This window comes from Novosphingobium sp. AP12, from assembly GCF_000281975.1.
In the GTDB taxonomy this organism is placed as follows: domain Bacteria; phylum Pseudomonadota; class Alphaproteobacteria; order Sphingomonadales; family Sphingomonadaceae; genus Novosphingobium.
In genome coordinates this window covers 1-26,496 of sequence record NZ_AKKE01000073.1, presented here as the reverse complement: position 1 = coordinate 26,496, position 26,496 = coordinate 1, and the positions used below count along the sequence as shown (strand labels likewise).

Annotated in this window: 24 protein-coding genes; 19 read left to right on the top strand and 5 right to left on the bottom strand. The window is 67.1% G+C overall.

The features are described from left to right. The coding region (locus PMI02_RS12955) for a carbon starvation CstA family protein (RefSeq protein WP_007683303.1) at nucleotides 1-334 on the bottom strand (334 nt) is incomplete at its 3' end. A 313-nt stretch (nucleotides 335-647) separates the two neighbouring features. Here PMI02_RS12955 and PMI02_RS12950 point away from each other — a divergent pair. From PMI02_RS12950 to PMI02_RS12905, 10 genes are all read left to right on the top strand, one after another. Continuing rightward, complete coding sequence (locus tag PMI02_RS12950) at nucleotides 648-1,829, top strand: PLP-dependent aspartate aminotransferase family protein (RefSeq protein WP_007683301.1); 1,182 nt, start codon at nucleotides 648-650, stop codon at nucleotides 1,827-1,829. Next, a complete protein-coding gene (locus tag PMI02_RS12945) occupies nucleotides 1,829-2,872 on the top strand; it encodes an amino acid ABC transporter substrate-binding protein (RefSeq protein WP_007683299.1) in 1,044 nt (347 codons plus the stop codon). The genes PMI02_RS12950 and PMI02_RS12945 overlap by 1 nt, the downstream gene beginning before the upstream one ends. Beyond that, nucleotides 2,872-3,993: an ABC transporter permease subunit gene (locus PMI02_RS12940; RefSeq protein ID WP_007683297.1), complete on the top strand. Its 1,122-nt coding sequence runs from the start codon at nucleotides 2,872-2,874 to the stop codon at nucleotides 3,991-3,993. Before PMI02_RS12945 ends, PMI02_RS12940 begins: the two co-directional genes overlap by 1 nt. Beyond that, entirely contained in the window at nucleotides 3,990-5,072 is a 1,083-nt protein-coding gene (locus PMI02_RS12935) for an amino acid ABC transporter permease (protein ID WP_007683295.1), read from the top strand. The genes PMI02_RS12940 and PMI02_RS12935 overlap by 4 nt, the downstream gene beginning before the upstream one ends. A 2-nt stretch (nucleotides 5,073-5,074) precedes the next feature. Next, nucleotides 5,075-5,800, top strand: a complete 726-nt coding sequence (locus PMI02_RS12930; protein ID WP_157222513.1) for an amino acid ABC transporter ATP-binding protein — start codon at nucleotides 5,075-5,077, stop codon at nucleotides 5,798-5,800. Between the two features lie 9 nt (nucleotides 5,801-5,809). Further along, nucleotides 5,810-6,274, top strand: a complete 465-nt coding sequence (locus PMI02_RS12925; RefSeq protein ID WP_007683291.1) for a RidA family protein — start codon at nucleotides 5,810-5,812, stop codon at nucleotides 6,272-6,274. Nucleotides 6,275-6,320: 46 nt separating this feature from the next. Continuing rightward, nucleotides 6,321-7,625 (top strand): aminotransferase class V-fold PLP-dependent enzyme, encoded by a 1,305-nt coding sequence (locus tag PMI02_RS12920; protein ID WP_007683289.1) that lies wholly within the window; start codon nucleotides 6,321-6,323, stop codon nucleotides 7,623-7,625. A 34-nt stretch (nucleotides 7,626-7,659) separates the two neighbouring features. Further along, on the top strand, nucleotides 7,660-8,031 hold the full coding sequence (locus PMI02_RS12915) for a cytochrome c family protein (protein WP_007683287.1): 372 nt from the start codon (nucleotides 7,660-7,662) through the stop codon (nucleotides 8,029-8,031). 457 nt (nucleotides 8,032-8,488) lie between these two features. After that, complete coding sequence (locus tag PMI02_RS12910; protein ID WP_007683286.1) at nucleotides 8,489-11,125, top strand: TonB-dependent siderophore receptor; 2,637 nt, start codon at nucleotides 8,489-8,491, stop codon at nucleotides 11,123-11,125. A 17-nt stretch (nucleotides 11,126-11,142) separates the two neighbouring features. Continuing rightward, nucleotides 11,143-12,723, top strand: a complete 1,581-nt coding sequence (locus PMI02_RS12905) for an amidase (protein ID WP_007683284.1) — start codon at nucleotides 11,143-11,145, stop codon at nucleotides 12,721-12,723. Here the strand turns inward: PMI02_RS12905 and PMI02_RS12900 are convergent. The 4 genes from PMI02_RS12900 to PMI02_RS12885 all read right to left on the bottom strand — a co-directional run bounded on the left by PMI02_RS12900 (nucleotide 12,689) and on the right by PMI02_RS12885 (nucleotide 16,024). Then, entirely contained in the window at nucleotides 12,689-13,582 is an 894-nt protein-coding gene (locus PMI02_RS12900; RefSeq protein WP_007683282.1) for a LysR substrate-binding domain-containing protein, read from the bottom strand. The two genes, PMI02_RS12905 and PMI02_RS12900, sit on opposite strands and share 35 nt — an antisense overlap. A gap of 106 nt (nucleotides 13,583-13,688) precedes the next feature. Continuing rightward, nucleotides 13,689-14,897 (bottom strand): FAD-binding oxidoreductase, encoded by a 1,209-nt coding sequence (locus PMI02_RS12895; RefSeq protein ID WP_007683281.1) that lies wholly within the window; start codon nucleotides 14,895-14,897, stop codon nucleotides 13,689-13,691. 93 nt (nucleotides 14,898-14,990) lie between these two features. Beyond that, complete coding sequence (locus tag PMI02_RS12890; RefSeq protein ID WP_007683279.1) at nucleotides 14,991-15,491, bottom strand: heme-binding protein; 501 nt, start codon at nucleotides 15,489-15,491, stop codon at nucleotides 14,991-14,993. After that, nucleotides 15,488-16,024, bottom strand: coding sequence for a hypothetical protein (locus tag PMI02_RS12885; RefSeq protein ID WP_007683277.1), 537 nt, complete (start codon nucleotides 16,022-16,024; stop codon nucleotides 15,488-15,490). Before PMI02_RS12885 ends, PMI02_RS12890 begins: the two co-directional genes overlap by 4 nt. 318 nt (nucleotides 16,025-16,342) lie before the next feature. Between PMI02_RS12885 and PMI02_RS12880 the strand changes: the two genes are divergently transcribed. The 9 genes from PMI02_RS12880 to PMI02_RS12840 all read left to right on the top strand — a co-directional run. Further along, a complete protein-coding gene (locus PMI02_RS12880; RefSeq protein ID WP_007683275.1) occupies nucleotides 16,343-16,666 on the top strand; it encodes a hypothetical protein in 324 nt (107 codons plus the stop codon). Nucleotides 16,667-16,738: 72 nt separating this feature from the next. Next, entirely contained in the window at nucleotides 16,739-17,983 is a 1,245-nt protein-coding gene (locus PMI02_RS12875; RefSeq protein WP_007683273.1) for a TolC family protein, read from the top strand. 4 nt (nucleotides 17,984-17,987) lie between these two features. Beyond that, nucleotides 17,988-19,139 (top strand): efflux RND transporter periplasmic adaptor subunit, encoded by a 1,152-nt coding sequence (locus PMI02_RS12870; protein WP_007683271.1) that lies wholly within the window; start codon nucleotides 17,988-17,990, stop codon nucleotides 19,137-19,139. A gap of 3 nt (nucleotides 19,140-19,142) precedes the next feature. Further along, on the top strand, nucleotides 19,143-22,334 hold the full coding sequence (locus PMI02_RS12865) for an efflux RND transporter permease subunit (protein ID WP_007683269.1): 3,192 nt from the start codon (nucleotides 19,143-19,145) through the stop codon (nucleotides 22,332-22,334). A gap of 512 nt (nucleotides 22,335-22,846) precedes the next feature. Next, nucleotides 22,847-23,728, top strand: coding sequence for a helix-turn-helix domain-containing protein (locus PMI02_RS12860; RefSeq protein WP_007683267.1), 882 nt, complete (start codon nucleotides 22,847-22,849; stop codon nucleotides 23,726-23,728). A gap of 135 nt (nucleotides 23,729-23,863) precedes the next feature. After that, nucleotides 23,864-24,265, top strand: coding sequence for a heme-binding protein (locus PMI02_RS12855; protein WP_007683266.1), 402 nt, complete (start codon nucleotides 23,864-23,866; stop codon nucleotides 24,263-24,265). A gap of 50 nt (nucleotides 24,266-24,315) precedes the next feature. Further along, nucleotides 24,316-25,131, top strand: coding sequence for an SDR family oxidoreductase (locus PMI02_RS12850; RefSeq protein WP_007683264.1), 816 nt, complete (start codon nucleotides 24,316-24,318; stop codon nucleotides 25,129-25,131). 59 nt (nucleotides 25,132-25,190) lie between these two features. After that, nucleotides 25,191-25,706: a nuclear transport factor 2 family protein gene (locus PMI02_RS12845; RefSeq protein ID WP_007683262.1), complete on the top strand. Its 516-nt coding sequence runs from the start codon at nucleotides 25,191-25,193 to the stop codon at nucleotides 25,704-25,706. Nucleotides 25,707-25,749: 43 nt separating this feature from the next. Next, nucleotides 25,750-26,496, top strand: a 747-nt coding sequence (locus PMI02_RS12840) for an SDR family NAD(P)-dependent oxidoreductase (RefSeq protein ID WP_007683260.1), incomplete at its 3' end; no start/stop codon positions are given.

Below are 26,496 nucleotides of genomic sequence, written 5' to 3'. Positions count from 1 at the left end.
CCGGCAGGTAGCCCATCTGCGCTGCCAGCACTGGGCCGACCAGTGGCCCGGCCCCGGCGATCGCCGCGAAGTGGTGTCCGAACAGGACGCGGCGGTCGGTGGCCACGTAGTCCAGCCCGTCGGCCCGGTAGATCGCGGGAGTCGCGCGGCGCGGGTCGAGCGCCATGACGTGCCGGGCGATGAACAGCGCATAGTAGCGGTAGGCGACGAGGAACGTGCTCACCGCCGCGACGACGATCCACAGCGCATTGATCGGCTCGCCGCGCGAAACCGCGAGCACGGCCAGGCAGGCCGCGCCGACCAGGGCGAGGATGATCCACGGGATATGTTTCAAGGCATGGTCTCCTGCCGCGCTCGTTCCTGTCGGCCCTGCGTTTCGCGGCGGGCCGGGCCCGGTAGCAGTTCCGCCCGCAGGAGAAGCGGGTGCAAGCCCGCAAAACAATTGACCGTCCGGCACCACTCCATGTTCTGGCGTTATGCTTGCCCGCCTTCACCGGGGACCGGCCAGTACCTGCAAAGGCGCTCGCTCCACGTCCGAGGCATCGATTGCCATCAGCCCATAACGAAGGATTATGGACCGCGAACATGTCGCCAATTGAGATGCGGTCGCAGACCCTTCATTGTCGCGCTCACGCATGGGGATAGACATGAAGGATCTGACGAAAGTCGTTCATCATCCGGAAGTGGACCGGACCGGCTTCGCCAGTCTCGCGGTGCCGACGCACCGTGCCTCCACGATCGTCTTTCCGACGGCTCGCGCCTATGCCGAGCGCAGGGATCGCGAGCCCGACGGCTATGCGTACGGGCTTGGCGGCACGCCGACCACGCGCACGCTAGAGGCGCAGATGAGCGCCCTGGAACAGGGTGAAGGCACGATCATCCTGCCTTCCGGACAGGCGGCCATAGCGATCCTGTTCGTCACCGTGCTGGCGCCGGGCGACACGGTCCTCATTCCCGACAACGTCTATCCGCAAGTGCGCACGCTCTGCACTGAAGTCCTCGCGCGGCAGGGCATCGCGCACCGCGTCTATCCGCCGCTCGTCGGATCGGGGATCGAGGCTTTTCTGGACGATACGGTCCAGTTGATCTGGACCGAATCTCCCGGATCGGGGACGATGGAGGTCGAGGACCTGCCTGCCATCGTGGCGGTCGCGCGGCGGCACGGCATCCTGACCGGCTGCGACAATACCTGGGCGACGCCGCTGCTGTTCAAACCCCTCGCCATCGGCATGGATTTCGCGATGGAGGCGCTGACCAAGTACGTGTCGGGCCATTCGGACGTGCTGCTGGGTTCCATCACCGTCCGCGACCCGGAATGGCATCGGCGCCTGCGGTCCTGCGCCAGGACGCTGGGGATCGGCGTGTCGCCCGACGACTGCGCGCTCGCGCTGCGGGGGCTGGAGACGCTGGGCGTGCGGATCGCGCACATCGGCCGCGTTTCGACCGGCATCGCCATGGCCCTGCGCGAGCATCCCGCCGTTCTGCGCATGCTCCACCCGGCGCTGCCCGAATGCCCCGGCCACGCGTCCTGGGACCGGGACTTCGCCGGCGCCAGCGGCGTGTTCAGCATCGTGCTGCGCGCCGATCTCGACCCGTTTCTCGACGAAGCTCTGGCGGCCATTCGTATCTTCCGTATCGGCGCCTCCTGGGGCGGAACCAGCAGCCTGCTGGCACCCATGACGCTGCAGGGCCGGCTCGACACGGCCATCGCCGGTGAGCGGCGGATCGTCCGCGTCAGCATCGGGCTCGAGGATGCCGAGGACCTCATGGAGGATCTGACGCGCGTCCTGGACCACCTCGTCGAACTCGCCGACGTGCGAGCCAGGTGATGACCGGTCGCCTGACCACTTGCAGATGGGGGGTTCTCGCGCTTTTCTGTGCGGCGCTTGCCGGCTGCTCCAGCGAGCCCGGGCGGCAAGCACCGGGCGGGCCGACGCTGGCCGAAGTGCGCGCGCGGGGCTACGTGCGCTGCGGCGCGGGCAGGGATACGGTCGGTTTCAGCGCCCCCGATGCTCATGGGCGCTGGCGCGGGCTCGACGTCGACACCTGCCGCGCGGTCGCCGTCGCCGCGCTGGGCGACCGCGACAAGGTGCGGTTCGTGCCGCTCACCGGCCAGCAGCGGATTACCGCGCTGCTCACCGGCGAGATCGACGTGCTGCCGCGCACCACCACCTGGACCTTGCAGCGCGATGCCGGCGGCATAAACTTCACGATCCCCAATTATTACGACTTCACCGCGTTCATGATCCGCGCCGACAGCGGCGCCCGCGCGCTGCGCGATCTCGATGGGGCGTCGATCTGCGTCCAGACCGGGTCGTTGACCGAGATCGTCTTCGCCGACGTGGCGCGCCGTCATGGCCTGACGCTGCATCCGGTGATCTTCGACAACGTGCAGAGCACGCGGCAGGCGTTCCTATCCGGGCGCTGCGACGCGCTCGCCACCGACCAGTCGGCGCTGGTGGCGCTGCGGGCGCTGGAGCCGGACCGCCGCTACACGATCATCCCCGCCAGCGACGATATCGCCCCCCTGACGCCGGCGGTGCGGCACGGCGACGACCAGTGGTTCGACATCGTCAAGTTCGCCATCGAGGCGCTGATCGTCGCCGAGCACCTCGGCATCGACCGGGACAATGTGGAAGCGATGCGCGGCTCCCGCGACCCGGCGATCCGGCGGTTCCTCGGGGTGGAGCCGGGCAACGGGCGTGCGCTCGGCATTCGTGACGATTTCGCCTACCAGATCGTCCGGCAGGTGGGGAATTACGCGCAGGTCTACGACGACAACCTTGGCGCTCGCAGCGGGCTGAACATTCCGCGTGGTCCCAACCGGCTTCGCCGCGATGGCGGGCTGATGCTGCCGATCGGGTTCTACTGATGGTCCGGCGCCGACACGACTTCCACCGCTGGTGGCTGCCGCAACTGCTGCTGGGGGGCACCGTGCTGGCGCTGCTTGCGGCTATGGCGGTAACCGTGACCGGCAACATGGCGCTTCGGGCAATGACCGTCAGCCTCGGTTTCCTGGACAACACCGCGCGTTTCCCGATCGCGGAATCGGTCATGGCCTATTCCCCGGTGGACGGCTTCGCCTGGGCCTTCGCGACCGGGCTGGGCAACACGCTGCTTCTGACCGCGACGATCATCGTGGCATCGATCCTGCTGGGCATTCCGCTGGCGCTGGCCCGCCGCTCGGGACATCTGCTGGCGCGGCTGAGCGCTGGTGCCTTCGTCGATGGGGTGCGCAACACCCCGCTCGTGATCCAGCTATTGTTCTGGTATGGGGTCATCACGGTGAGCCTGCCGTCGCCGCGTTCCGCATTCCAGCCGCTTTCCGGAATCTTCCTGACCGATCGCGGGCTCCACGTCACCACCCTGGGGATCACCGGCACCGCGCTGCCGCTGGTCGTCACCCTCACCATCGGGCTGGTCGCGACCGCGACGCTCGCCTGGCGCGGACGGCTGCATCAGGCGAGCATCGTCTCGCTCGGAACCGTGGTCGTCGGCGCGACGCTGTGGCTGGCGCTCGACCTGGGGCTGCGGCCGGACGTTCCGAGGCTCGGGCGCTACAACTTCGTCGGTGGCCTGACCGTGACCCCGGAGCTGGCGGCGGTCCTGCTGGGCAGCGTGCTCTATGCCAGCGGCTTCGCGGCGGAGATCGTGCGCGCGGGCCTCGCGGCGGTACCTGCGGGACAGTGGGATGCCGCGCGCGCGATGGGCCTGAACGATCGTCAGAGCCTGCGGCTGGTGATCGTGCCGCAAGCGCTGAGGATCATGCTGCCGCCGATGACGAACCAGTTCGTCTCGGTCCTGAAGAATTCGACGCTGGCGCTCGTGGTCGGCTATCCCGAGCTGAACTCCATCGCCAACACGACGATGAACCACACCGGCCATGCCCTCGAATGCATGCTGGTGCTGGTGCTGGCCTACCTGACCCTCGCCGGGGGTATCTCGCTCGCCATGAATGCGCTCGATCGCCGGACGGCACGGTGGACGCGATGACTTTCGTGCGATCCGCGCCGGAGCCCGTGCTGCCGCCGCCGCCGCGGGGCCGCGACCCGGCGGCGAGCTCCACATTCGGCAGCGCGGCCAATATCGTCACGACGCTCGTCATCGCGTTTTTCGCCGAGCGCAGCCTGCCTCACTTCCTGGCATGGGCGTTCACCAACGGGGTCTGGCGCGGTGACGCCGCCGACTGCCGCGATGCGGGTGCCTGCTGGATATTCCTGCACGAGAAGGCGCCGTTCATCCTGTTCGGTATCTACCCCGAGGCGGAGCGCTGGCGTCCCTTGCTGGTCGTATCGGTGCTGATCGGCCTGACACTGTGGACCATGCCGCACCGGCACTGGACGCGCGCAACGCTGCTCACCTGGGTAGTGGGCATCGCCGGCTCGCTGCTGGCGATGGCGGGCGGCGTGGCCGGGCTGACTCCGGTGCCGCCTTCCGCATGGGGCGGGCTGCCGGTCACGCTGCTGCTGACCGTCCTTTCGCTCGCGCTGGGTTTCCCGCTGGGGCTGGGACTGGCGCTCGCGCGGCGCTCCCGCCTGCCGCTGGGCCGCTGGCTGGCGACCGGGACGGTGGAGATCCTGCGCGGCGTGCCGGTGCTGACGCTGCTGTTCATCGCCGCGGTCATGGCGCCGCTGCTCCTGCCCGACGGCATGCGGGTGGAAACTTTCGTTCGGGCGCTGGTCGTGTTCACCCTGGTCAGCGCCGCTTACCTTTCCGAAGTGCTGCGCGGCGGGCTCCAGGGCGTGCCGCGGGCGCAGATGGAATCGGCGCAGGCGCTAGGCCTGCGGCGGCGCGAAGTGCTGCTGATCGTCGTCCTGCCGCAGGCCATCCGCAAGGTGCTGCCGCCGCTTGCAAGCACGATCATCGTGGTGATCAAGAACACCAGCCTCGTCATGGTCGTCGGGCTGTTCGACCTCGTGAGCGCAGGCCGGGTGGTGCTCAACGATCCGGCCTGGCCGATGCCTTATGCCGAGACTTACCTGATGATTGCGCTGGTCTATTTTGCGGTCTGCCACGGCGTCGCCCGCTACGCCCTGCACCAGGAGCGCGTGCTCGGGGAGGGGGGGCGATGACGATCCTCGACATCGCGGGCGTCCACAAGTGGTACGGCGACTATCACGCGCTGCGCAACGTCTCGCTCCGGGTCGATGCGGGCGAGCGGGTGGTGATCTGCGGGCCTTCGGGATCGGGCAAGTCGACGCTGATCCGCTGCGTGAACGGGCTCGCCGCGCACGATGCCGGCGAGATCGTCGTGGCCGGCGAGACCGTGAGCGACGATCCGGCGGCACTGCGGCGGATTCGCACGCGGGTGGGCATGGTGTTCCAGGACTTCAACCTGTTCCCGCATCTCACGGTGCTCCAGAACTGCGTGCTCGCGCCGATGCGGGTGAGCGGCCTTTCCGCCGGGAAGGCGCGGGACATGGCGCTGGCGTTGCTCGACAGTGTGCGCATCGCGGAGCAGGCGGACAAGTTTCCGGGCCAGCTTTCCGGCGGGCAGCAGCAACGCGCCGCGATCGCCCGGGCCTTGTGCATGCAGCCCGAGATCATGTTGTTCGACGAGCCGACTTCGGCGCTCGACGCCGAGATGGTCAAGGAAGTGCTCGACATCATGAAGGCCCTCGCCCGCGCAGGGATGACGATGCTGTGCGTCACCCACGAGATGGCCTTCGCCCGCGAAGTGGCCGATCGCATCGTCTTCATGGACGAGGGGCAGATCCTCGAAGTCGCTGACGCACAGACCTTTTTCACCGATCCGGGACATCCGCGCACACGCGTGTTCCTGGACAAGATATCGCTCTGAGGAGACCCCATGCTGCGCATCGCCAACAGGCTTGCCGAACTCGGAATCGCCCTGCCGGAGCCATCGGCGCCGGTGGCCAACTACGTCCCCTATACAAGGTCGGGCCGCATCGTTCACGTCTCCGGGCAGCTCTCGAAGGGCATCGTGGGCGAAGTGCGCGGCACGGTCGGCGTCGACGTGGCGCCGGAACAGGCCGCCGAGGGCGCGCGGCTCTGCGCGATCAACCTCATCGCCCAGTTTCGCGCGGCATGCGGCGGCGATCTCGACCGGGTGACGCAAGTGCTGCGGCTGGGCGGTTACGTCCAGGCGGGGCCGACCTTCGACGCCATTCCGGCGGTCATCAACGGCGCCTCGGACCTCATGGTCGCGGTGTTCGGCGAACATGGAAGACATTCCCGCTCCGCCGTGGGCGTCTATCGCCTGCCGCTCAACTACGCGGTCGAGATCGACGCGGTGATCGAAATCCGCGCCTGACATCGCGCGGGCCACAATCGACATTCTTTCTCTGGAGTACTTCGACATGACAAATCGGCGGCAGTTCCTCGCCGGTGCGGGGGCCGTTTCTATGGGCGCCCTCATCGCCACGCGCGCATCGGCGGCGGCGGCAGGGGCGGGCACGATCCTTCCTGGCGGCCTCTCCTTCGGGCAGACCCAGCAGCGGCTGGCCGCGCTCTACGACGTCGACAGGTCCATCGTGAATTTCGATGCCGCCTACTACGGCGCCATGACCAGGACGGTCCACGCGGACTATCTCGAGAAGGTCGCCTGGGTGAACCGCTACAATTCGACGTTCCTGCGCAGCGGCGTGCCCGACGCCCCGCGCGAGCAGGAACTCGACAAGTCGCGCCAGGCGGTCGCCGACATGATCGGCGCCTCGCTGGACGAAGTCGCGCTGAGCGGGGGCGGCACCGAGGCGCTCTATGCGCTGATCGCCAACTACGCCCTGCTGAAGGCCGGCGACGCGGTGATCTACTGCGACGCCGACTACGACGAGATGCAGTACGCGATGGACTATCTCGAGCAGAGCCGGGGGGCGCGCGTCGTGCGCTTCTCGCTCCCGGTGCCGCATACCCGCGCCAACGTCCTCGCCGCTTATGAAAAGGTGCTGAAGGACACGCCGCGCGCGAAGCTGCTGCTGCTGACCCATGTGAGCAACCGCAACGGACTGGTCCCGCCGGTGCGGGAGATCGTCGCGATGGCGAAGGCGCGGGGCGTCGACGTCATCCTCGACAGCGCGCAGGCGGTTGGCCAGATGCCCTTCCGCGTCGAGGACACCGGCGCCGACTTCATCGGCTTTTCGCTGCACAAGTGGGTGGCGGCACCGCTGGGGACGGGTGGGATCTACATCCGCAAGGAGCGGTTGGCGGACATCCAGCCCTGGCTCGGCAACCGCATCCACTCCGCCCAGGACATCCGCTCGCGCATCCCTACCGGCACCGTCGACTTCGCGGCGCGCCTGACGATCCCCGCCGCCATCGCCGTGCAGAACGCCATCGGCATCGAGCGCAAGTTCGCGCATCTCAAGGCCTTGCGCGACCATTGGGTCTCGCGCGTACGCGACGTCCCCGGCATCGAGCTGATGCTGCCGGACGAGCCCGGCAACTACGGTGCGATCAGCGCCTTCCGGCTCGCCGGCATGGACAGTGCGGCAAAGGCCAAGACGGTGCAGTCGCTTTTCATCGACAAGTACAAGCTGCTCGTCGTCGCCAAGGCCGGCCTCGCATCGGGTCCGGCATTGCGTGTCACGCCCTCGCTGTTCAATACGACCAGCGAACTCGACCGTCTCGTCGCGGCGATCCGAAGCGAGCAGGCCACGTTCGCCTGACACCCACGCGCAATTTCAGTTTTTGGAGCGACCCATGACGTTCATCCACCGATCCGCGCTTTTACTAGCCGTGGGCCTCGCGCTTTCTCCCCTGGCCGCTTTGGCCGAGGTCGGCGCCGTCCTGTTCAAAACCCGGTGCGCCGCGTGCCACGCGACGAAGCCGGGGGTCAAGTCGGGCTCCGGGCCGAACCTTGCCGGGATCACAGGCCGGCCCGCCGCCGCCGCCGGCTATCCCTATTCGCCCGCGCTCAAGAAATCCAAGATCCGCTGGGACGCGCGCAGCCTCGACACCTGGCTGGCGGGGCCGAGCAAGATGGTCCCGGGCACGCGCATGTTCACCGCCGTTCCCAAGCCCGCCGACCGGCAGGCCATCATCGCCTATCTCGCCGCCCAGAATGGCAAGTGAGCGGGCGGGGCGTGCGCAGAAGGCATGCGCGGCCCTGCAGGGCATAAGCATCATGCATCGACTCGTTCCAACCCGTCACTTGTTCCGCGGGCGTGGCAGCGCATGATGGCGGGGACGGAAACGACGAGGAAAAAACCCCGCAGCATCGTACAGAATGCTCGCGTACCGTCCGCAGGAGCGTGCAATTCTTTCACAGGGGCTTGGCATGCAAATCAGATATGAAACAGGAGTTGGCGCTGTCCGGTCGAGGGACCTCCGCATCCGGACCAGACAGCCGTAGCGCCGTGATCGGCGCCGCATGAGGGCGGCGGCCGACATCGGCCGAAAGGCCGGCACCTATCGAGGGGCGGCCCCAAAAACCTGAAAATCCATGCGCCTGAGAAGGCGAGGGACGCCGCCGCGCTGGTCGCGGCGGCCGGTCCCATGCATCTATCGAACCACAGGGAGCTTATCGAACATGAGGCAGCATCTTCGCAGCATCGCCATGGCATCCACCGCGCTGGTGGCGCTGGCCTGCATCCTTCCCACGACCGCCGCTTTCGCGCAGGACGCGTCAGGACCGGCAGCCGGCGAGCAGGATGCTGGCAGCGACATCGTCGTCACCGGGTCGCGCTTCGGCAGCCGTTCGGCCGCGCAGTCGGTCGTCCCCATCGACACCATCAGCGCCGACGACCTGGCGCGCGGCGGAAGGTCCGAAGTGCAGGACATGCTGAAGACTTCGGTCCCCAGCTTCAATACGCCCCGCCCGAGCGCGTCGGGCGTCGGCGATTTCACGACGCCGCCCACCTTGCGCGGCCTTTCGACCGGCCAGCTGCTTCTGCTCGTCAACGGCAAGCGCCGCCATTCGACGGGTGACCTCAGCACCAGCAACGGCATCGGCCGCGGCGATGTCGCCTACGACTTCAACGCGATCCCCAGCATGGCGCTCAGCAACGTCGAGATCCTGCGCGACGGTGCGTCGGCGCAGTACGGTTCGGACGCCATCGCCGGGGTCATCAATCTCACGCTCGACAAGTCGACCGGGGTGAAGGGCAAGGTCTCGACCGGCATCACCGAGGAAGGCGATGGCGAATACATTGACGTGGGCGCCAGCGTCGGCCTTCCGGTGTGGAACGGCGGCGTGATCCGCGCGACCGTCCAGTACCAGAACCATGCCGCGACCGACCGCTCGGAAGACGATACCCGCCAGCAGTATTTCGGGAGGAACGCCGCGGGCGCGCCGGTCCTTCCGTCCTCCTTCTACGGTTCGGGCACCGGACTCACGGCGTCGGCCGGAGCGCTCGACGCCCGCGAGGCAACGGTCGATCGCCGCACCTCGCGGCAGGGCAATTCCGGATATGAGATGAAGTCGATCTTCCTCAACGCCGAAATCCCGATGAACGATGGCGGCCCGACGTTCTACGGCTTCGGAGGCTACAGCGATCTCGACGGCAAGACCCCGTTCTTCTTCCGCCGCGCAGGCCAGGACCAGACCGTCCGCGCCCTGCATCCCGACGGCTACATCCCCTACGGCAACATCGGCCTGCGCAACGTCTCGGCCACCGGCGGCCTGCGCGGCGAGGACCTCGCCGGGTTCGACTGGGACGTGTCCACCGGGTACGGCAAGAGCCTGATCGACAACGCCACCAGCAATTCCAACAACGTTTCCTATGGCCTCGCCAGTCCCACCAAAGTCTACATGGGCTCCACCCGCTACGACCAGTGGACGACCAACCTCGACCTGACGCGCAAGATCGACGTGGGAGACGAGATGCCGCTGAACCTGGCGTTCGGCGCCGAGTACCGCGAGGAAACCTACCGCCTGATCGCGGGGGAGCCCGCCAGCTACGCCAGCGGCGGCGCGGTGATCCTCGATGGTCCCAATGCCGGCAAGCCCGCACCCGTGGGCTTCCAGCCGAGCCCCGGCATCAACCCGCTCGACGAGATCTTCGGCAAGCGTAACAGCAAGGCGGTCTACGCCGAGCTGGAAAAGGAACTGTTCGGCCGCCTGACGCTGGACGCCGCAGTGCGCCACGAGGACTTCTCGGACTTCGGCGGCACCACCAACTACAAGCTGTCGAGCCGCCTCCAGGTGATCGACCCGGTGGCCATCCGCGGCTCGTTCAGCACCGGCTTCCGCGCGCCGCATCTCGCGCAGATCTACTTCGGCAACACCGTCAACGACTTCATCAACGGCGCGCCCGTCCTGCGCCGCAACCTGCCGGTCAACAGCGCCGCCGCCCAGCTGATCGGCGCCGAGCCGCTGCGGCCGGAAAAGTCGAAGAACATCTCGGCGGGCATCGTCTACGACCAGGGCGGGCTGACGATCACGGTCGATGCCTACCAGATCAAGCTGAAGGACCGCATTGTGCAGTCCTCGGCGTTCCAGGGCACGGCGCTGACCAACCTGCTCGCCGCGAACGGCGTTAGCGGCATCGGCAGCGCCAGCTACATCACCAACGCCGTGGATACCACCACGCGCGGCATCGACGTGACGCTGACCGACAAGTTCGACCTGGGCTCCCTCGGCGAACTCTCGGTCCTGCTCGCCGGTAACTACAACAAGACGAAGTTCGACCGGATCGCCGGGACGCCTGACGAGATCGCCGCGCTGGGCATCACCACGGCGCTGTTCGACCTGACCCAGCAGGTCCGCATTTCCGACAGCCAGCCCCGCTCCAAGGTGCTGCTGAACCTCAACTGGACCTCCGGAGACTTTGCGCTCGGCATCACGAATACCTACTACGGCAAGGTTTCGGCGGTAGCCTTCACCAGCCTGACCCCGGCGCAGATCGCGGCGCTGACCCTCGGTTACGATGTGACTTTGGTGCCGGTTTCCGCGACCAGCGCCAATTCGCAGGTGATCCAGCACTTCAAGGGCAAGATCATCACCGATGTGCAGGTGAGCTACGACTTCACCCCCGCGATCCGCCTGAGCGCAGGCGTCAACAACCTGCTCGACATCTATCCGGCGCAGAACCTGCGCTCGACGGTGGCGAGCGTGGCGGCCGGGACCAATGGGTCCGACAATGCCGGTACGCTGCCGTACAACGCGATTTCTCCGTTTGGTTTCAACGGTATGTCGTTCTTCGCTTCGGCGGCGTTCAAGTTCTGAGGACAACGGTCCAATCCATGCGCACCCATGTCACTCCCGGCCTCGCCGCCCTGGCACTGGCCTGCGCATGGTCAGGCGGCACCCCCGCTGCCGCTCGCTCGCCCGCACCGCCCCTCACCGGTGCGGGCGACAGCGAGGTCTCCGCGATCCACCGCCGTGTCGCGGACCTAAGTGGCTCCTGTGTGGGCCTTATCGACACGTACCTCGACCGGATCGAGCGGCTGGACGGAAACCTCCACGCCATCGTCGCGGTGAACCCGGCCGCGCAAGTCGAGGCTGCCCGTATCGACCGCCTGTCCCGGCGCGAGCGACGCAGGCTCGCACTGCCTTGCGTTCCGGTGCTGGTGAAGGACAACATCGACGTGGCCGGCATGGCGACCACCGCCGGTTCGCTCGCGCTCGCGGGGAACGTCGCCACAGGTGATGCGGCGGCGGTAACCTTGCTGCGCCGCGCCGGCGCGATCGTCCTCGCCAAGACCAATATGTCTGAATTCGCGTTCAATTATCGCGGGCGCTCGTCGATCCGGGGGCAGACCGTGAGCCCGTTTTCCTTCGCCGAAAGCGCCGGCGGTTCCTCTTCGGGGAATGCCGCCGCGCTGGCGGCGGGGCTCGGCGTCGTCGCGCTGGGCACCGATACCTCGGGCTCCGTGCGTGTCCCCGCCGCCCTGACTGGCACCGTGGGACTGCGCCCCACCCTCGGCGCGGTGCCGATGGCGGGCGTGGTGCCGCTCAGTCCCTCGCAGGACGTGATCGGGCCGATGTGCCGTTATCTGGCGGATTGCGGGAAGGTGATGGCGGTCCTTGCGCCCATTTCGCGCAAGGACACTTCCGCCCGCCCGCTGCAGGGGCTGAGGGTAGGTGTGCTGGCCGGCCTCATGCGCCCGCACGGCGAGGCCGAGGCGCAGGCGATCGACGCGCTGCGCCGCGCGGGCGCCATCGTCTCCATGACCAGGCTGCGCGACGAGCCGGTACTGGTGGGCAAGGCGCCGCTCGAAGGGGAGCAGGCGCTTTTCGCGAGCCGGTCGGCCTTCGACTTTCCCTCGGTCATGGACGCCTACCTGCCGACGCGAACCGGCGTGCCGCGCGATGCGGCCGCACTTCTTGAGAGCCTGCGCACCGCGAACGTCGATCGCGCCGTGATCGACGATGTGGCGAACTTCATCGTCAATCGCGCGGGCGCGGCCTCGGACCCGCGCTTCCGCGTCAACGGCCCCTATCGCGACCGCTACGTTGCCGAGCGCATCGATGAGGCATTCGCCTGCGACAGTGGCCGTTCCTGTTTCGATGTGCTGGTCTACCCCTCCGTCCAAGCCGTGGCCGCCACTGCCGATGCGGGGCCGGATACGGCCGGAACGCACCGGTTGGCCGCGTATTCGGGACGTCCGGCGATCGCCTTCCCGGTCGGTGCGGCGATGACCGAAGGCGGGTTGCGGCCGGTGTCGCTGGAAATGATTGGCCGGCCTGGTGACGAGCTGCGCCTAGTCGCCCTTGCCGAGGCATGGCAGGAGGGCCTCGCGTTGCCGTTATTGCTGGCCTGCGAGAGCGACTCCGCTTTGCGGTGCGTTACTGTCCCGAACCGGCGCGCAGCGCGCCGTTGAGCGCCGAGGTGAACTCGCGCACCAGACGCGCGCGCTGGGCGTCGGGCCGGAACAGGATGTAGGCCTTGAAATAGACCGCCGGCTCGTAGGGTTTGATAATGAGCCCGCGCTGCTCGAACCCATCAGCGGCAGCCGGATTGACGAGGCCCAGCCCAACGCCTTCCAGCGCCAGAGCGCAGACGGTGAGCGAGGCCGGCGTTTCCACCACGATGTGGGGCCTGGCGCCAACCGCGTCGAAGGTCTCGGTCATGCGCGCCCGCGCGCGGTCCTCGGGTGCCAGCGCGATGAAGGCTATGCCGTCCATGTCCTCTGCGCGGACGATCTCGCGGTCCGCAAGCGGATGGTCGGGCGGCATGACACAGACCGCGCGCACGCTCTGGAAGACGCTGTGGTCGACGCCGGACAGATCGACCTCGTCGGCGGCGAGGCCGATGTCGAACTGCTGGTTGACGACGTGGTCGCGCACGGCGGCGGACGACAGGATTTGCAGCGTGATCGATACGTGCGGATTGACCTCGCGGAACCGGCGCACCGCGCGCGGGACGAGCGTTGAACCAAGCGCAGCCAGACTGGCGATGCGCAGGCTGCCCGAGCCGAAGTCGCGGATCCGCGCAGCCGAGGCCCGCAGCGTGTCGAGCCCCGTGAAGGCGCCGTCGACGTCGCGGAAGAACAATTCGCCTTCAGGCGTCGGGATCAGGCGCCCCTTCACGCGGTCGAACAGGGGGAAGCCTATGCGGTGCTCCAGCTCGGAGATGGCGCGGCTGACGGCGGGCTGGGTGATGCGCAGCAGTTCCGCCGCGCGGGACGCCGAACCGCCCACCATCAGGGCGCGATAGATCTCAAGCTGGCGAAAGTTCATGGCCGGGTGATAGTGTCGCGCCGACCCGCTGTAAATTCGGTGATGAGCCAATGGGATCGCCGCCCGCGCGGCCTGAAGGGTCGGGCAACCGCGCGGACGGCGAAGATCATGCCGTGATGTACCGGGTCGGCCGGTACGGGGCGAGGATCGGCGCTTCGACGCCTGTCATGATTTCCTGGGCGGCATGGCGTCCGAGGATCGGGGCCAGCGTGATGCCGCTGTGCGTTACAACGACGTAGGCGCCCTTTACACCCGGCACGGGGCCTGCGATCGGCTTGTTGTCGAGCGGGTAGGGCCGGAATCCCAGCAGGACCTTGGTGGGCGTTGCCCCGGCTATCGCCGGCATGTACTGGGCCGTGCGTTCGATCAGCAGTTCGCCGTGGCGCTGTTGCAGCGCCGGGTCGGGATAGGCCATCTGGTGCTGCAGAATTTCGGCGTGCTGCGGCAGGTTGGGTGGACCGCTGGTGAAGCTGGTGAGATAGCGGCCATCGGCATACTGCTTGAATTCGAGAATGCTGGAAGCTTCGTACACCAGCTTCGTCGTCACCGGCCGAGGCGCGGTATGGACCACCAGACCCGGCTTGTGGGCCAGTTCCAGTTTGCGGTCGAGCAGGGCCATGATCCGGGGCGTGTCCGTCCCTGTCACGCTGACGACGTGATCGAGGTCGAAGTCGCCCTTGGTCGTGGCAACCCCCACCACCGCGCCGCCGCGCACCTTGATCGCGGTCACTTCGCACGGGTAAAGCACTTTCGCACCAAGGCGCTTGGCTGCGGCCAGGTAGCACTGCGTCGCGAAAACGGGATCGACGTGGCCGTCCTTGGCCGTCTGGAAGGCCAGTTCGACACCATCTCCCGGCAGGATGCCCGGTTCGGCCTTCGTGATCTGCGCGCCGGTCAGGTAGCGCGGCGGATCGTCGGTGGCTTCCAGCAGGGTCGCCTTCTTCTGCAGCGAGTCCTTCTTGTCCGAATAGGCCCAGCTCAACGAACCGCCCCAGATTGCCTTCATGCCCAGCGCCCGGTCGTCCTCGAGCCAGGCCGCCATGCTCTGGAGGCGCAGCTTCATGTAGTGCGCATCATTCACCACTGGATTGATCCAGGCGACCGACTTTTCCGTAGCGCCGGCGGCGGGACGCACTTTTTCGAAGACGATGACGTCCGCCCCCGCCTTGGCGAGCTGCGCGGCGATCGAGGCGCCGATGAGGCCGCCGCCGATGACGCCGACCCGCTTCCTGCGATTCTGCGCGCAGGCGCCGGTGGCGTGAAGGGCGGCCAGTGCGGTCATGCCGCCGAGGACCGTTCGGCGCTGGAACGTCATGGGTGTGCTACTCCGATTGCAGGTGATGTGACCTTATTAAATGGATGCTGTCTCACGTCAGGTCATGAGAATGCCTCGATCCATGACATATCCTTATGGGTCCGGGGCGGATTGATCAAAGCGCCGCAAGGCTGCCGCTGCCACCTCGCCATCCTGGACTGAAGTGCCGCCGCTCACCCCGAGCGCGCCGACTATGCGGCCGCCGACTGTGATCGGGAGGCCTCCTTCCAGCGCCAGGGCGCCGTCCGCCACCGCATAGGCGAGGTTCCCGGCGGCGACCGCGTCCTGCAGGAGCTTGGTCGGCTTGCGGAATCGGGCTGCCGTACGTGCCTTCGCGGGTGCTATGGTGATGGAGGCATTCTGCGTCCCGTCCATGACCTCCAGGGCCACCGGTTCGCCCGATGGGCTGGCGACCGCAATGGCCATGCGGAGCCCGCGCGCGCGGGCCTCCTCCTCGGCAAGCCGGACGACGGTTCTGGCATGGGCGAGACCAATCGGATCACCATAGCGAGGGGTCTGCTGTGCCTGGCCAGGCGCGGCGAGGGCAACGCACAGCGAGGCGACGATACCGATCCGAAAACGGCGTTCGGTCATGGCCGGAAGGGGATCGCCTGGATGTTCGCATAGAAGGCGTGGAGCAGCGCGCTGCTGCCCTCGATGCGCTGCACGACGAGCGCGATTTCGTGCTGGCCTGCGGGCAGCGACAGGACGAACGACCCGTCGGCCGACTGCCGGTCGACCTGGTACTTGCCGGCCACGCTGGCGTTCACGGCGCCGAGGTTGACGCGTTTGATCACCACCGGTTCCTGGTCGTCGACCTTCAACGAGGTGCGCACCGAACAGGGGCAGCCTTCGGGCGTGACGGTGGCGAGCCCGCTGTTGAACTGCACCAGCACCGTGGACGCCTTGGCGAGATCGAAGCTCACCTTGCCCAGCACGGTGGCCTCGCCGCCCTTGATCTCGGTGTGCTTGCGGTTGGGCGTCGAATAATACGAGATCGCCGGGGTGGACCGCGAGAAGGACTCCGGCAGCGGCTCCTCATGACCGGGATGCGCGGATGCCGGCTGCACGGACAGGGCGAGCGCGGAAAGGAGAAGGATGCCGGTCTTGAGCGGGCTGATCTTCATGGTGGGTTGCGACCTTTCGGGGCGGGATGAAATTGCAGCCCGATTGTTCGCGCGGCACGTCGATGCCTTCAAGGACACCATTGCTTGTAGTTCCATGCGCAAACCTTATGGATGCGCGCCGCGACGCGGTGTGTGTCGATGGATTTGGACGTCAGGATCGTCGGGTAATAATCAGAAATAACAGATGTTTGACTGGTGCATCCGGCCGCGTGAAATGAGGAGAGTGTTCGTTCAAGGCCTGCTGACGATCGCTCATGCTCCTGAGCCGGATCTTGGCGGCGCGTGACACGGCGATGCCCGGCTGCTAGGTCCATCGGCGTGCGTAGGTATACCCTCCTTGTGCTCGTGATGAGCCTGTTCGCCACGCTGGGCGTGGGTTCGCTCGCGCATGCGACCGAAGGGCTGGACTGCGCAGGGTCGGTCGCCGGCCTCGTCGCTGACCATGGCGACCATGTGCCCGCCGACAACGACAACCCCATGCCGCATCATCATGGCGGGTGCCACGGGCATCACGTCGGTACACCGGCGAACCGCACGTTGGTCCCGATCGCACCGGCCTGGCGGGAGTCGCCCGTGCTGACGCCGTTTCGCGAACTGTCCGCAATCCGGCCCACGCCTGACCTGCGACCTCCCATAGCCTGAAGCGAACGACCGAATGAGCGCGCTGCCTGAGACCGCGCGCTCACCGTCATCGACTTCAGGAGATATTCTCTCATGCATCGCTTCCTTACGGCCATGCTGGCTGTGCTGTGCTGCGCCTCTGCGGCCACCGCGCAGGAAGGGCGGCCTGCGCTCACGCTTGCGCGCGCCCTTGACCTGGCCGCCCTCCATTCCCCCGCCGCGCAAGCCGGCGAGGCGACGGTCGGTGCGGCTCGTGCCGCGCGCACCGCCGCCGGCCTGCGTCCCAACCCGGCGCTAAGCGTCCAGACCGAAAACATCGCTGGCAATGGCCTATATCGCGGCTTTTCCAGTGCCGAGACGACCTTGCAATTCACCCTGCCGCTCGAACGCGGCGGCAAGCGTTCCGCCCGCATCAGGCTGGCCGACCGGCAGCAGGAGCGGGCCCTCGTCGAACAGACGATGACAGTTGCCGACCTCGAGCTTGCCGTGACGCGTGCTTACGTTGGCGCCGCCGCGGCCCAGCGCCGCGCGCAGATCGCGTCCCGGCAGGTGGACATCGCCGCCGACGCCTTCCACGCCGCGCAAGTGCGCGTCCGCGCCGGCCGTGCCTCGCCGCTGGAGGAGCAGCGCGGGCAGCTGATGCTTCTCAATGCACAGGCGACGCTGGAGCAGTCGCAGCGGCTGGAGGCGCTCGCGCTCGGCAATCTGGCGCTCCAGATCGGCGCGCCGGTCGACGCGCCGCTCGACGAGGCGTGGTTCGAGCGCCTCGCCCCGGCCGGTCCTGAGCGGCGCGTGCCGGTCGAGGCCACGCTCGCCGCACGCGCCGCCGCGCTCGACGTCGCGAGTGCCGAGGCGCAGGTGCGGCTGGTCGAAGCGCACCGCGTGCCGGATGTCCAACTCTTCGCCGGGCCGCGACGCTTCGAGGCAAGCGACGACACGGCGCTGATGGTGGGGCTGACGATCCCGCTCCAGGTGTTTGACAACGGCTCCGCCGCGCTCGCACAGGCGCAGGCGGAGCGGCAGAAGGCCGATGCCGTCCGGCGCATGGCCAACATCGCGCTGGCGCAGGCCATTGCTTCGGCGGATGCCGAGGTTGCGAATGCGCAGACTGCCGCGCGTATCGCCAGCGGAGCTGCGCTCGAAGCCGCCACCGAGGCGGCGCGCATCGCCCGCATCGGCTATCGCGAAGGCAAGTTCGGGCAGGTCGACCTGCTCGATGCCGAACGCACGCTGGCCGCGACCCGGTTCGCCGCCGTCGATGCGCTAGCCGCCTATCACGATGCTCTCGCGCGCCGCGACCGCCTGGTCGCTCCTGCGCCGCTCCCGACCGAGGACTGAGCCGATGAAAAGACTGATTTACGCGGCGCCGCTTGCGCTCATGCTCCCTGCCTGTGGCGGCACTCCGCCGCAAGCGGCCCTCGACGAACACGCCGGACAGGAGGAAGGCCACGGCGAGGATCACACGGTCGAGGAAGGTGTCGTCACCCTGACCGAAGCGCAAATCCGCGCTGCCGGCATCGAGGTGGTCGCGGTCGGGACCACGGGCTCAGGCGGCGCGCTGATGCTGCCCGCCACGATCGAGGCTGATCCCGACGGTATCCAGGTGGTCACCGCCGCCATCGGCGGGCGCGTCGTGGCGCTGTCGCGCAACCTCGGAGAAACGGTGCGGAAGGGAGAAACCTTGGCCGTGATCGAAAGCCGGGAGGCCGCGCAGATGCAGGGCGAGATCGAGGCTGCCTCGGCGCGCCTTGCCCTCGCTCGCAGCAACCTTGCGCGCGAGCAGCGGCTGTTCGGGCAGAAGGTTTCGCCAGAACAGGACCTGATCGCCGCCCGCACTGCCGCGACCGAGGCAGGCATAGCGCTACGTCTCGCCCGCCAGCAGCTTGCCGCTACCGGGCGCGCTGGGGGCGGCCTCAACCGCGTCGCGCTGCCATCGCCGCTGTCGGGCCAAGTCATCGCGCGCAGCGCCACGCCGGGGCAGGCCGTCACCGCCGACGCGGAACTGTTCCGCGTCGCGAACCTGACCACCGTATCGATCGCCCTGTCGCTGGACGCTGCCGACGCCGCACGGTTACGTCCGGGCGCGCGCGTGGCGGTGAGCGGGCAGGGTCGCGAGGGGGAGGCGACCATCCGCTTCATTTCCCCTGTGCTGGATGCGCAAACGCGGCTGGTGCCAGCGATCGCTACGCTCGACAATCGCGGTGGCCTGTGGCGCGTGGGGGAGGCGGTGACGGCCGCCGTCGACGTCCCGGTCCTGCCGGGAGCGCGCGGGATCAAGGTGCCGCAAGTGGCGGTCCAGACCCTCGAGGGCAGGCGATGCGTCTTCGTGCGCACCCGTACCGGCTTTCGTGCAGTCCCGGTCCGCACCGGCGCGACCAGTGGCGACGGGGTGCTGGTACTGGAGGGACTCAAGGGTGGCGAACGCCTTGCCGCGACGGGCAGCTTCACGCTCAAGGCCGAACTCGGCAAGGGCGAAGCGGAGCATGAGCACTAAGCCATGATCGACACCATCGTAACCTTTTCCGTCGCGCGGCGCTGGCTGGTGCTGGCGCTGACCCTCCTCGCCTGCACGATCGGGGGGTGGGCGCTCCAGCGCCTGCCGATCGACGCGGTGCCCGACATCACCAACAACCAGGTCCAGATCAACGTGCGCGCGCCGGCGCTCTCGCCGGGGCTCGTCGAGAAACAGGTCGCCTTTCCCATCGAAACCGCGCTCGCGGGGATCGAGGGGCTGGAGTATACCCGATCGCTCAGCCGCAACGGCTTCGCGCAGATCACGGCGGTATTCGCCGATACGACCGACATCTACTTCGCCCGGCAGCAGGTCAATGAACGGCTCGCCGCCATTGATGACAGCCTTCCCGCTGGCGCGGTGCCGGAGATGGGCCCGATCGCCACCGGGCTGGGCGAGGTCTACATGTGGACCGTTCACCTCGCGCACCGCAAGGACGACCGCCACGACCCCGGAGAGCCGGGCCTGCAGCCGGACGGCAGCTACATCACCCCGGAAGGCGAGCGGCTGGTGAGCCAGACCGACCAGGCGACGTACTTGCGCACGGCGCAGGACTGGATCGTCACCCCGCTGCTGCGTAACACGCCGGGGCTTGCCGGAGTGGATGCGATCGGCGGCTACGTGAAGCAGTACCAGGTGGTGCCCGACGTGCAGCGGCTGGCCGCGCTGGGGCTCGACCTCGACGCTCTCGCCCGGGCGTTGGAGGACAACAACAGCGCCATCGGTGCGGGCGTCGTCGACCGCAACGGCGAGGGCCTAGCGGTACGCTCGGATGCGCGGCTGACGGGCGCGGGCGATCTTGCGCGGACCGTCGTGGCCACCCGCGAAGGCGTGCCGATCCTGCTCAGCCAGGTCGCCACCGTGAAGACTGGGCAGGCGATCCGTATGGGCTCCGCATCCGAGAACGGGCGCGAGGTGGTCGTCGGCACGGCGGTCATGCGCGTGGGTGAGAACAGCCGGACGGTCGCAAGCGCGGTGGCGCGTCGGCTGAGCGAGGTCAACGCGTCGTTGCCTACCGACGTCATCGTCCAGCCGGTGCTGGACCGCACCGCTTTGGTGCATTCTACGATTGGAACCGTGGCCCGCAACCTGGCCGAAGGGGCGTTGCTCGTCGTCATCGTGCTCTTCGCATTGCTCGGCAACTTCCGCGCCGCGCTTATCGCGGCGCTGGTAATCCCCGTGACGATGCTGATGACCGCCGTGGGCATGTTGCAGGGCGGTGTCTCGGCCAACCTGATGAGCCTGGGCGCGCTGGACTTCGGGTTGATCGTCGATGGCGCGGTGATCATCGTCGAGAACGCGCTGCGACGCATGGCCGAACGGCAGCACCAGGGCGGCCGGCCGCTGACTGCGGAAGAGCGGCGCGAGACCGTCGCGCTGGCGGCGCGCGAGATGATCCGCCCGTCGGTATACGGGCAGGCGATCATCATGCTCGTCTATATTCCGCTGCTGGCGCTGACCGGGGTCGAGGGCAAGACCTTCACGCCGATGGCACTGACGGTCATCCTCGCGCTCGCCTGTGCCTTCGTGCTCTCACTCACGTTCGTCCCTGCCATGCTTGCCCTGCTGTTGTCCAAGCCGGTCGAGGAGAAGGAAGGGCGGGTCATGGGCTGGGTCAAGGCGCGCTACGAGCCAGGCCTCGACCGCGCCATGCGTCGGCCCCGGCGCACGATCGGGGTTGCCGTCGCGGCCTTCGTCGCGGCGCTCGGTTGCTTCATGCTGCTGGGCCAGGAGTTCCTGCCCCAGCTCGACGAGGGCGACGTCACCGTCCAGGCGCTACGCATCCCCGGGACGTCGGTCCAGCAGAGCCAGGCCATGCAGTTCGATGTCGAGAAGGCCATCGCGAGCCTGCCGCAAGTGCGCTTCGTGTTCTCCAAGACCGGCACTGCCGAACTTGCGTCCGATCCGATGCCGCCCAACATCTCGGACACATTCGTGATCATGAGGCCACGCGCCGAATGGCCCGATCCGGGCTTGTCCAAGGCTGCGCTCGTCGCCGCAATCGAGGCGAAGCTGGAGGCGCTGCCCGGCAACGCCTTCGAGATCAGCCAGCCGATCCAGATGCGCTTCAACGAATTGATCGCGGGGGTGCGAGGCGACGTCGCGATCAAGGTCTTCGGCGACGAGTCAGAGGCGATGACGCGCACCGCCAACCGCATCGCTGCGATCCTGCGCCGGACGCCGGGCGCGGCTGACGTTCGGGTGGAGCAGACCGAGGGCCTGCCCATCCTCGACATCCGCCCCCGTCGCGAGGCGATGGCGCAGCTGGGCGTCTCGGCCAAGGCGGTGCACGAAGTGGTGGCCGCCGCGATCGGCGGGCGCGATGCGGGAGCGATCTACGAAGGCGACCGCAGGTTCGCCGTCACCATCCGGCTCGACGACGCGCAGCGTGCCGACCTCGAAAGGGTCGGCCAGATACCGGTGCCGGTGCCGGGAGGTGCCCAGGTGCCGCTTTCCAGCGTCGCCGACATCGCCATCACCACCGGGCCCAACCAGATTAGCCGCGAGAACGGCAAGCGGCGGGTGGTGGTCCAGGCGAACGTCCGCGGCCGCGATGTCGCCGGGGTGGTGACGGACGCGCAAGCGGCTATCGCGCTCGATGTCCGGCTCCCTGCCGGGTTCTACCTCGAATGGGGCGGCCAGTTCGAAAACCTCGCCTCGGCGCGGGCGCGGCTGATGTTGGTGGTGCCGGCCTGCTTCGTGCTGATCCTGCTACTGCTCTACGGCGCGCTGGGCCGGGTGCGCGACGCGGTGATCGTCTTCACCGGCGTGCCCCTGGCGCTGGTGGGCGGGGTGCTGGCGCTGCTGGTGCGCGGGATGCCGTTTTCGGTTTCGGCAGCAGTGGGCTTCATCGCGCTGTCGGGCATCGCTGTGCTCAACGGACTGGTTATGCTCAGCGCGATCCGGGGGCTTGTGGCCGAAGGCATGGCTCCGGCGCTGGCGGCGCGCGAAGGGGCAATGCGGCGGCTACGCCCTGTGATGATGACCGCGTTGGTGGCGTCGCTGGGCTTCGTGCCGATGGCTTTTGCGACCGGCTCGGGCGCGGAAGTCCAGAAGCCACTGGCGACCGTGGTCATTGGCGGGCTAGTGTCCGCGACACTGCTAACGCTGTTTGTGCTGCCGTCGCTGTTCGCGCGATTTGCGCCAACTTCGGGTGGCTCCGCCTTGCGGCGATAGGTCTGGGTATCGCCCGCAGCTCACCGGCGCGCTGCGGGCGGGCGAAGCCCTATAGCTTAAAAACCCAAATTCTCAGCGGCCGAAGCGGCGCGTGGTCATCGGGCACGAACAAATGACCTGTATTGAAAATGCGACTTCGACCTGTGAACGACCGCAATGCGAGCGGGAGATCAGGGCGGCGGCGCTCCCATGCCTGCTTCTGGCGGGACCTGCTGTCGCACAGTGCGGATTTGAAAGGCAGGTTTGCCCTATTTCAAGGCAATGAATGAAGGGCCGGAATCGGGCGCCCCATTTGGGCTCGGGAACGTCCGACATCAGGGCGAAATCCTAACCGGGCAGGGGGTAGGTCGCGACCAGGTAAGGTCGTTCAAGTCTGCTTCGCCAAACGTCCGTTTCCCCAGAACGGCCAATTGCGAGGGGATGGCCAGCGCATCATGTAATACGCCTTTTCCAATTGGATCCTTTGCGGCAGATTGCAGGTAATAATCGGCGGAATCGAAGCAACGCGGTGAATGGCTCTAAAAACGCACGGTGACGCCAAGTATCTCTTGAGCGAACGTCTCGGCGGTGTGGGCGAGTGGGACACCCTGCGCCTTGAGCGACGGCAATTGACCGCCGGCGCGCAATCGGGCGTCACGGCCGAATGTACGGAGCTTGTTCTGATCCTCTCCGGCCAGTCGGCCGTTCGACGCACTGGCGATGGCCAGTATCAGGAGGGTCTGGCGCGCCCAGGCACAAGCTGGCTCGTTCCGGCAGGGACGCACGAGAGTGTGCTTGAACTGACGGGGCCGATAGAAACCCTCCACCTCTTCCTGCCTGCGACGCTTCTCGATCAGAGCGCGCTGGAGAACTACGACATCGATCCCGCCAAGACGCGCCTCGCCTATGCGGGCGGTCTGGCGGATGCGACGGTGGAGCATATCGGCACGGCCCTGCGGGGTATGCTCGATCGCGGAGTGCAGCCAACCGACCGGATCTTCGTCGATGGCATGCGCACAGCACTGGCCGCGCATCTGGTAGCCCACTACGCGGCCGATCAGTGGCAAGCACCGGTGCGGACGCCGGCGCTGGATGCCAAACGTCTGCGCCGCGTGCTCGATTTCATTGAGGCACGCTTGGCCAGCGACATCTCGCTCGACGACTTGGCCGCCGAGGCGTGCCTCAGCCCATTTCACTTCTCGCGCCTGTTCCGCGATGCCACGGGGCTTTCGCCCCATCGGTACGTCACGGATCGCCGCGTTCAGGCTGCGAGGGACAAGCTCGCCTTCCAGCACTCCTCGCAGGTCGAGATCGCGCTGGACTGCGGTTTTGGGAGCCAAGCCAACTTCATCCGCGTGTTCCGCAAGGCCACCGGATTGACTCCCGGCCAGTACCGGAACCTCCAGGCCTCCTGAGCAGGATCCGCACTACAGCAAGATCTGCGCATCGCTTCGCAGGAAGTGGAAATACCGGGCTACGCCGCCCCGCCTAATACTGCCTCATCGGAAGGGAACAGTCCCTGCCGGTCCTCGAAAGGCAGGAAACAGGCAATGATTACCAACGATCAGGCTCATGCGATCATCGCCGCCGGCGAGGCGCAGGCACGGAGCATGGGCGTCCCCGTCAACATCGCCGTCCTCGACGCCGCAACCCACCTCACGGCCTTCAGCCGGATGGACGGCGCAGTGCTGGGGGCGATCGACGTCGCCTTGGGAAAGGCACGCACCGCTGCCCTGTTCCAGGCCCCGAGCGAGGCAGTCTGGGACTATTGCAAGCCTGGCGCTCCGGCCCCGGGTCTCGAACTCAGCAACGGTGGCCTCATGACCTTTCCCGGCGGTCTCCCTCTGATAGGCGCGGACGGGACGATGATCGGCGCGGTCGGCGTGTCCGGCGGGGCCGTGCCCCAGGATCTTGCGATCGCCCAGGCCGCCGCCGCGGCCATCTCGAATTGAGACTCTCCACACACGACCAAACTCAACTCTGAACGAGAAGGGAATTTATCATGACTAACAAGACCATCCTCATCACCGGCGCTGGCTCGGGCTTCGGCAAAGGCGCTGCCATCGGCATGGCGCAGACCGGCCACGACATCATCGCCACCTGCGAGGTTTCGCCGATGGTGACCATGCTCCGGGAAGAGGTGCAGGCGCTCGGTCTGGCAGACCGCATCCGCGTCGAACGTCTCGACCTGCACGATCCCTATGACATCAAGCAGGCTCAGACCTGGGATTTCGACATCCTCTGGAACAATGCGGGCCGCGGCGAGCCTGGACCGGTTTGGGAAATCCCGGTCGATATCGTTCGCCGCAATTACGAGAACAACGTCTTCCTTCCGCTGGAACTGACCCAGGGCGTTGTCCAGCGCTGGATCCGCGAAGGCGTCAACGAGGGCAAGAAGGTCGTCTTCACCTCGTCGATGGGCGGCCTGTTCACTCCGGCCAACTGGGGCACGTATGTCTCAACCAAGCACGCCATCGAGGCCTTCGCCGAGGCGATGCAGCAGGAACTCTCTGGCTACGGCATCAGGGTCCAGACGATCAACCCGGGTGCCTATTATACCGGCTACAACGAGACGATGGCGGACAATCCCTTCCGCTGGATGGACGATGCGAAGAACTTCACAAAGCGCGCCGACCTGCGCAAGGGCTTCGACGATTTCTTCGCGACGCCCGAGGGCCGCATGGACGCGCAGGAACAGATCGACGCGATGATCGCGATCGTGCCTGCCGACACCGGCAAGTTCCGCAATGTCTCGCCCAAGGCGATCGAGGACATGCTGAAGGCACATCAGATTGCCGCCTGGGAAAACCAGATTTGATCATCCCAAGGGCGGCGACGGCTAGCCGCCGCCCTCTCTTTTCAGAAAGGAGCATCATCATGTCGACCATCGGTAAATCCCCTTCCTTGCTCACCACCCTGCTGGGTTTGGGCGCCGCAGCGCTCGCGTTCACCTTCGCCGATCGAGCCGCTTCGGCCCGCGCACCCGGAGATTCCGCGAACAATGCCATCGTCAGCCAGAGCTTTGAGGCATGGCGGAGCGGCACGGGCAGCCCTTTCGACCTCCTGGCCGACGACGCCCGCTGGACGATTGAGGGCAATTCGGTCGCGTCGAAGACCTACCCGACCAAGGAGGACTTCCTCCGCGACGTCATCCGGCCGTTCAACGCCCGCATGAAGGTGGGTATCAAGCCTACCGTTCGCAGCATCACCGCCGAGGGCGACCGCGTGGTAATCCTGTTCGATGCGCGCGGCACGGCCACGGACGGTAAGCCCTACGTCAACAGCTATGCCTGGTTCTTCCGCATGCGGTCGGGCCGCGTGGTCGAGGCGAATGCCTTCTTCGACGCCATCGCCTTCGACGATCTGTGGTCGCGCGTAACGCCGGCCCAGTGATCCCTCGCCGCTTTCTTCAACCCAATATCGACAGGAGCTTTCCATGAAGACCTGGTTTATCACCGGCGCATCGCGCGGCTTCGGCGCCCTTGTCGTCGAGCTTGCGCTTGCCCGGGGCGACGCTGTCGTCGCCAGTGCCCGCAATCCCAACGCAATCACCGATCGCTTTGGTGATCGCCTCAACCTCCTCGCGGTCCCGCTCGACGTCACCGACGAGGCCCAGGCGGTCGCCGCCGCCAATGCCGCAATCGCGCGGTTCGGCAGAATCGATGTGCTCCTTAACAATGCCGGCTTCGGCCTGATGGGGGCGGTGGAAGAAGCGAGCGCCGCCGAGATCGAGGCGGTCTACCGCACCAACGTCTTCGGAGTGCTGAACGTCACCCGCGCGGTGCTGCCGCATATGCGTGCTGCCCGGTCGGGTCGCATCCTTAACATCTCGTCGATCGGCGGCTATCGTGGCGCAGCTGGGTTCGGGGTCTATTCCTCAACCAAATTCGCGGTAGAGGGGCTGTCCGAAGCGCTGCACGCAGAGCTCGCGCCGCTCGGCATCCATGTCACCGTTGTCGAGCCAGGCTATTTCCGCACCGACTTCCTCGACGGGTCGTCATTGAACGTCAGCCCGACGATCATTGGCGACTATGCCGAGACCGCTGGCAAGGTCCGGGCCATTGCAACCGAGCTCAATCACAACCAGCCCGGAGATCCGCAGCGATTGGCAAAAGTGCTGCTCGAATTCACCGACGTTTCCAATCCACCAGTGCGGCTGCCGCTCCGCAGCGACACGGTCGCC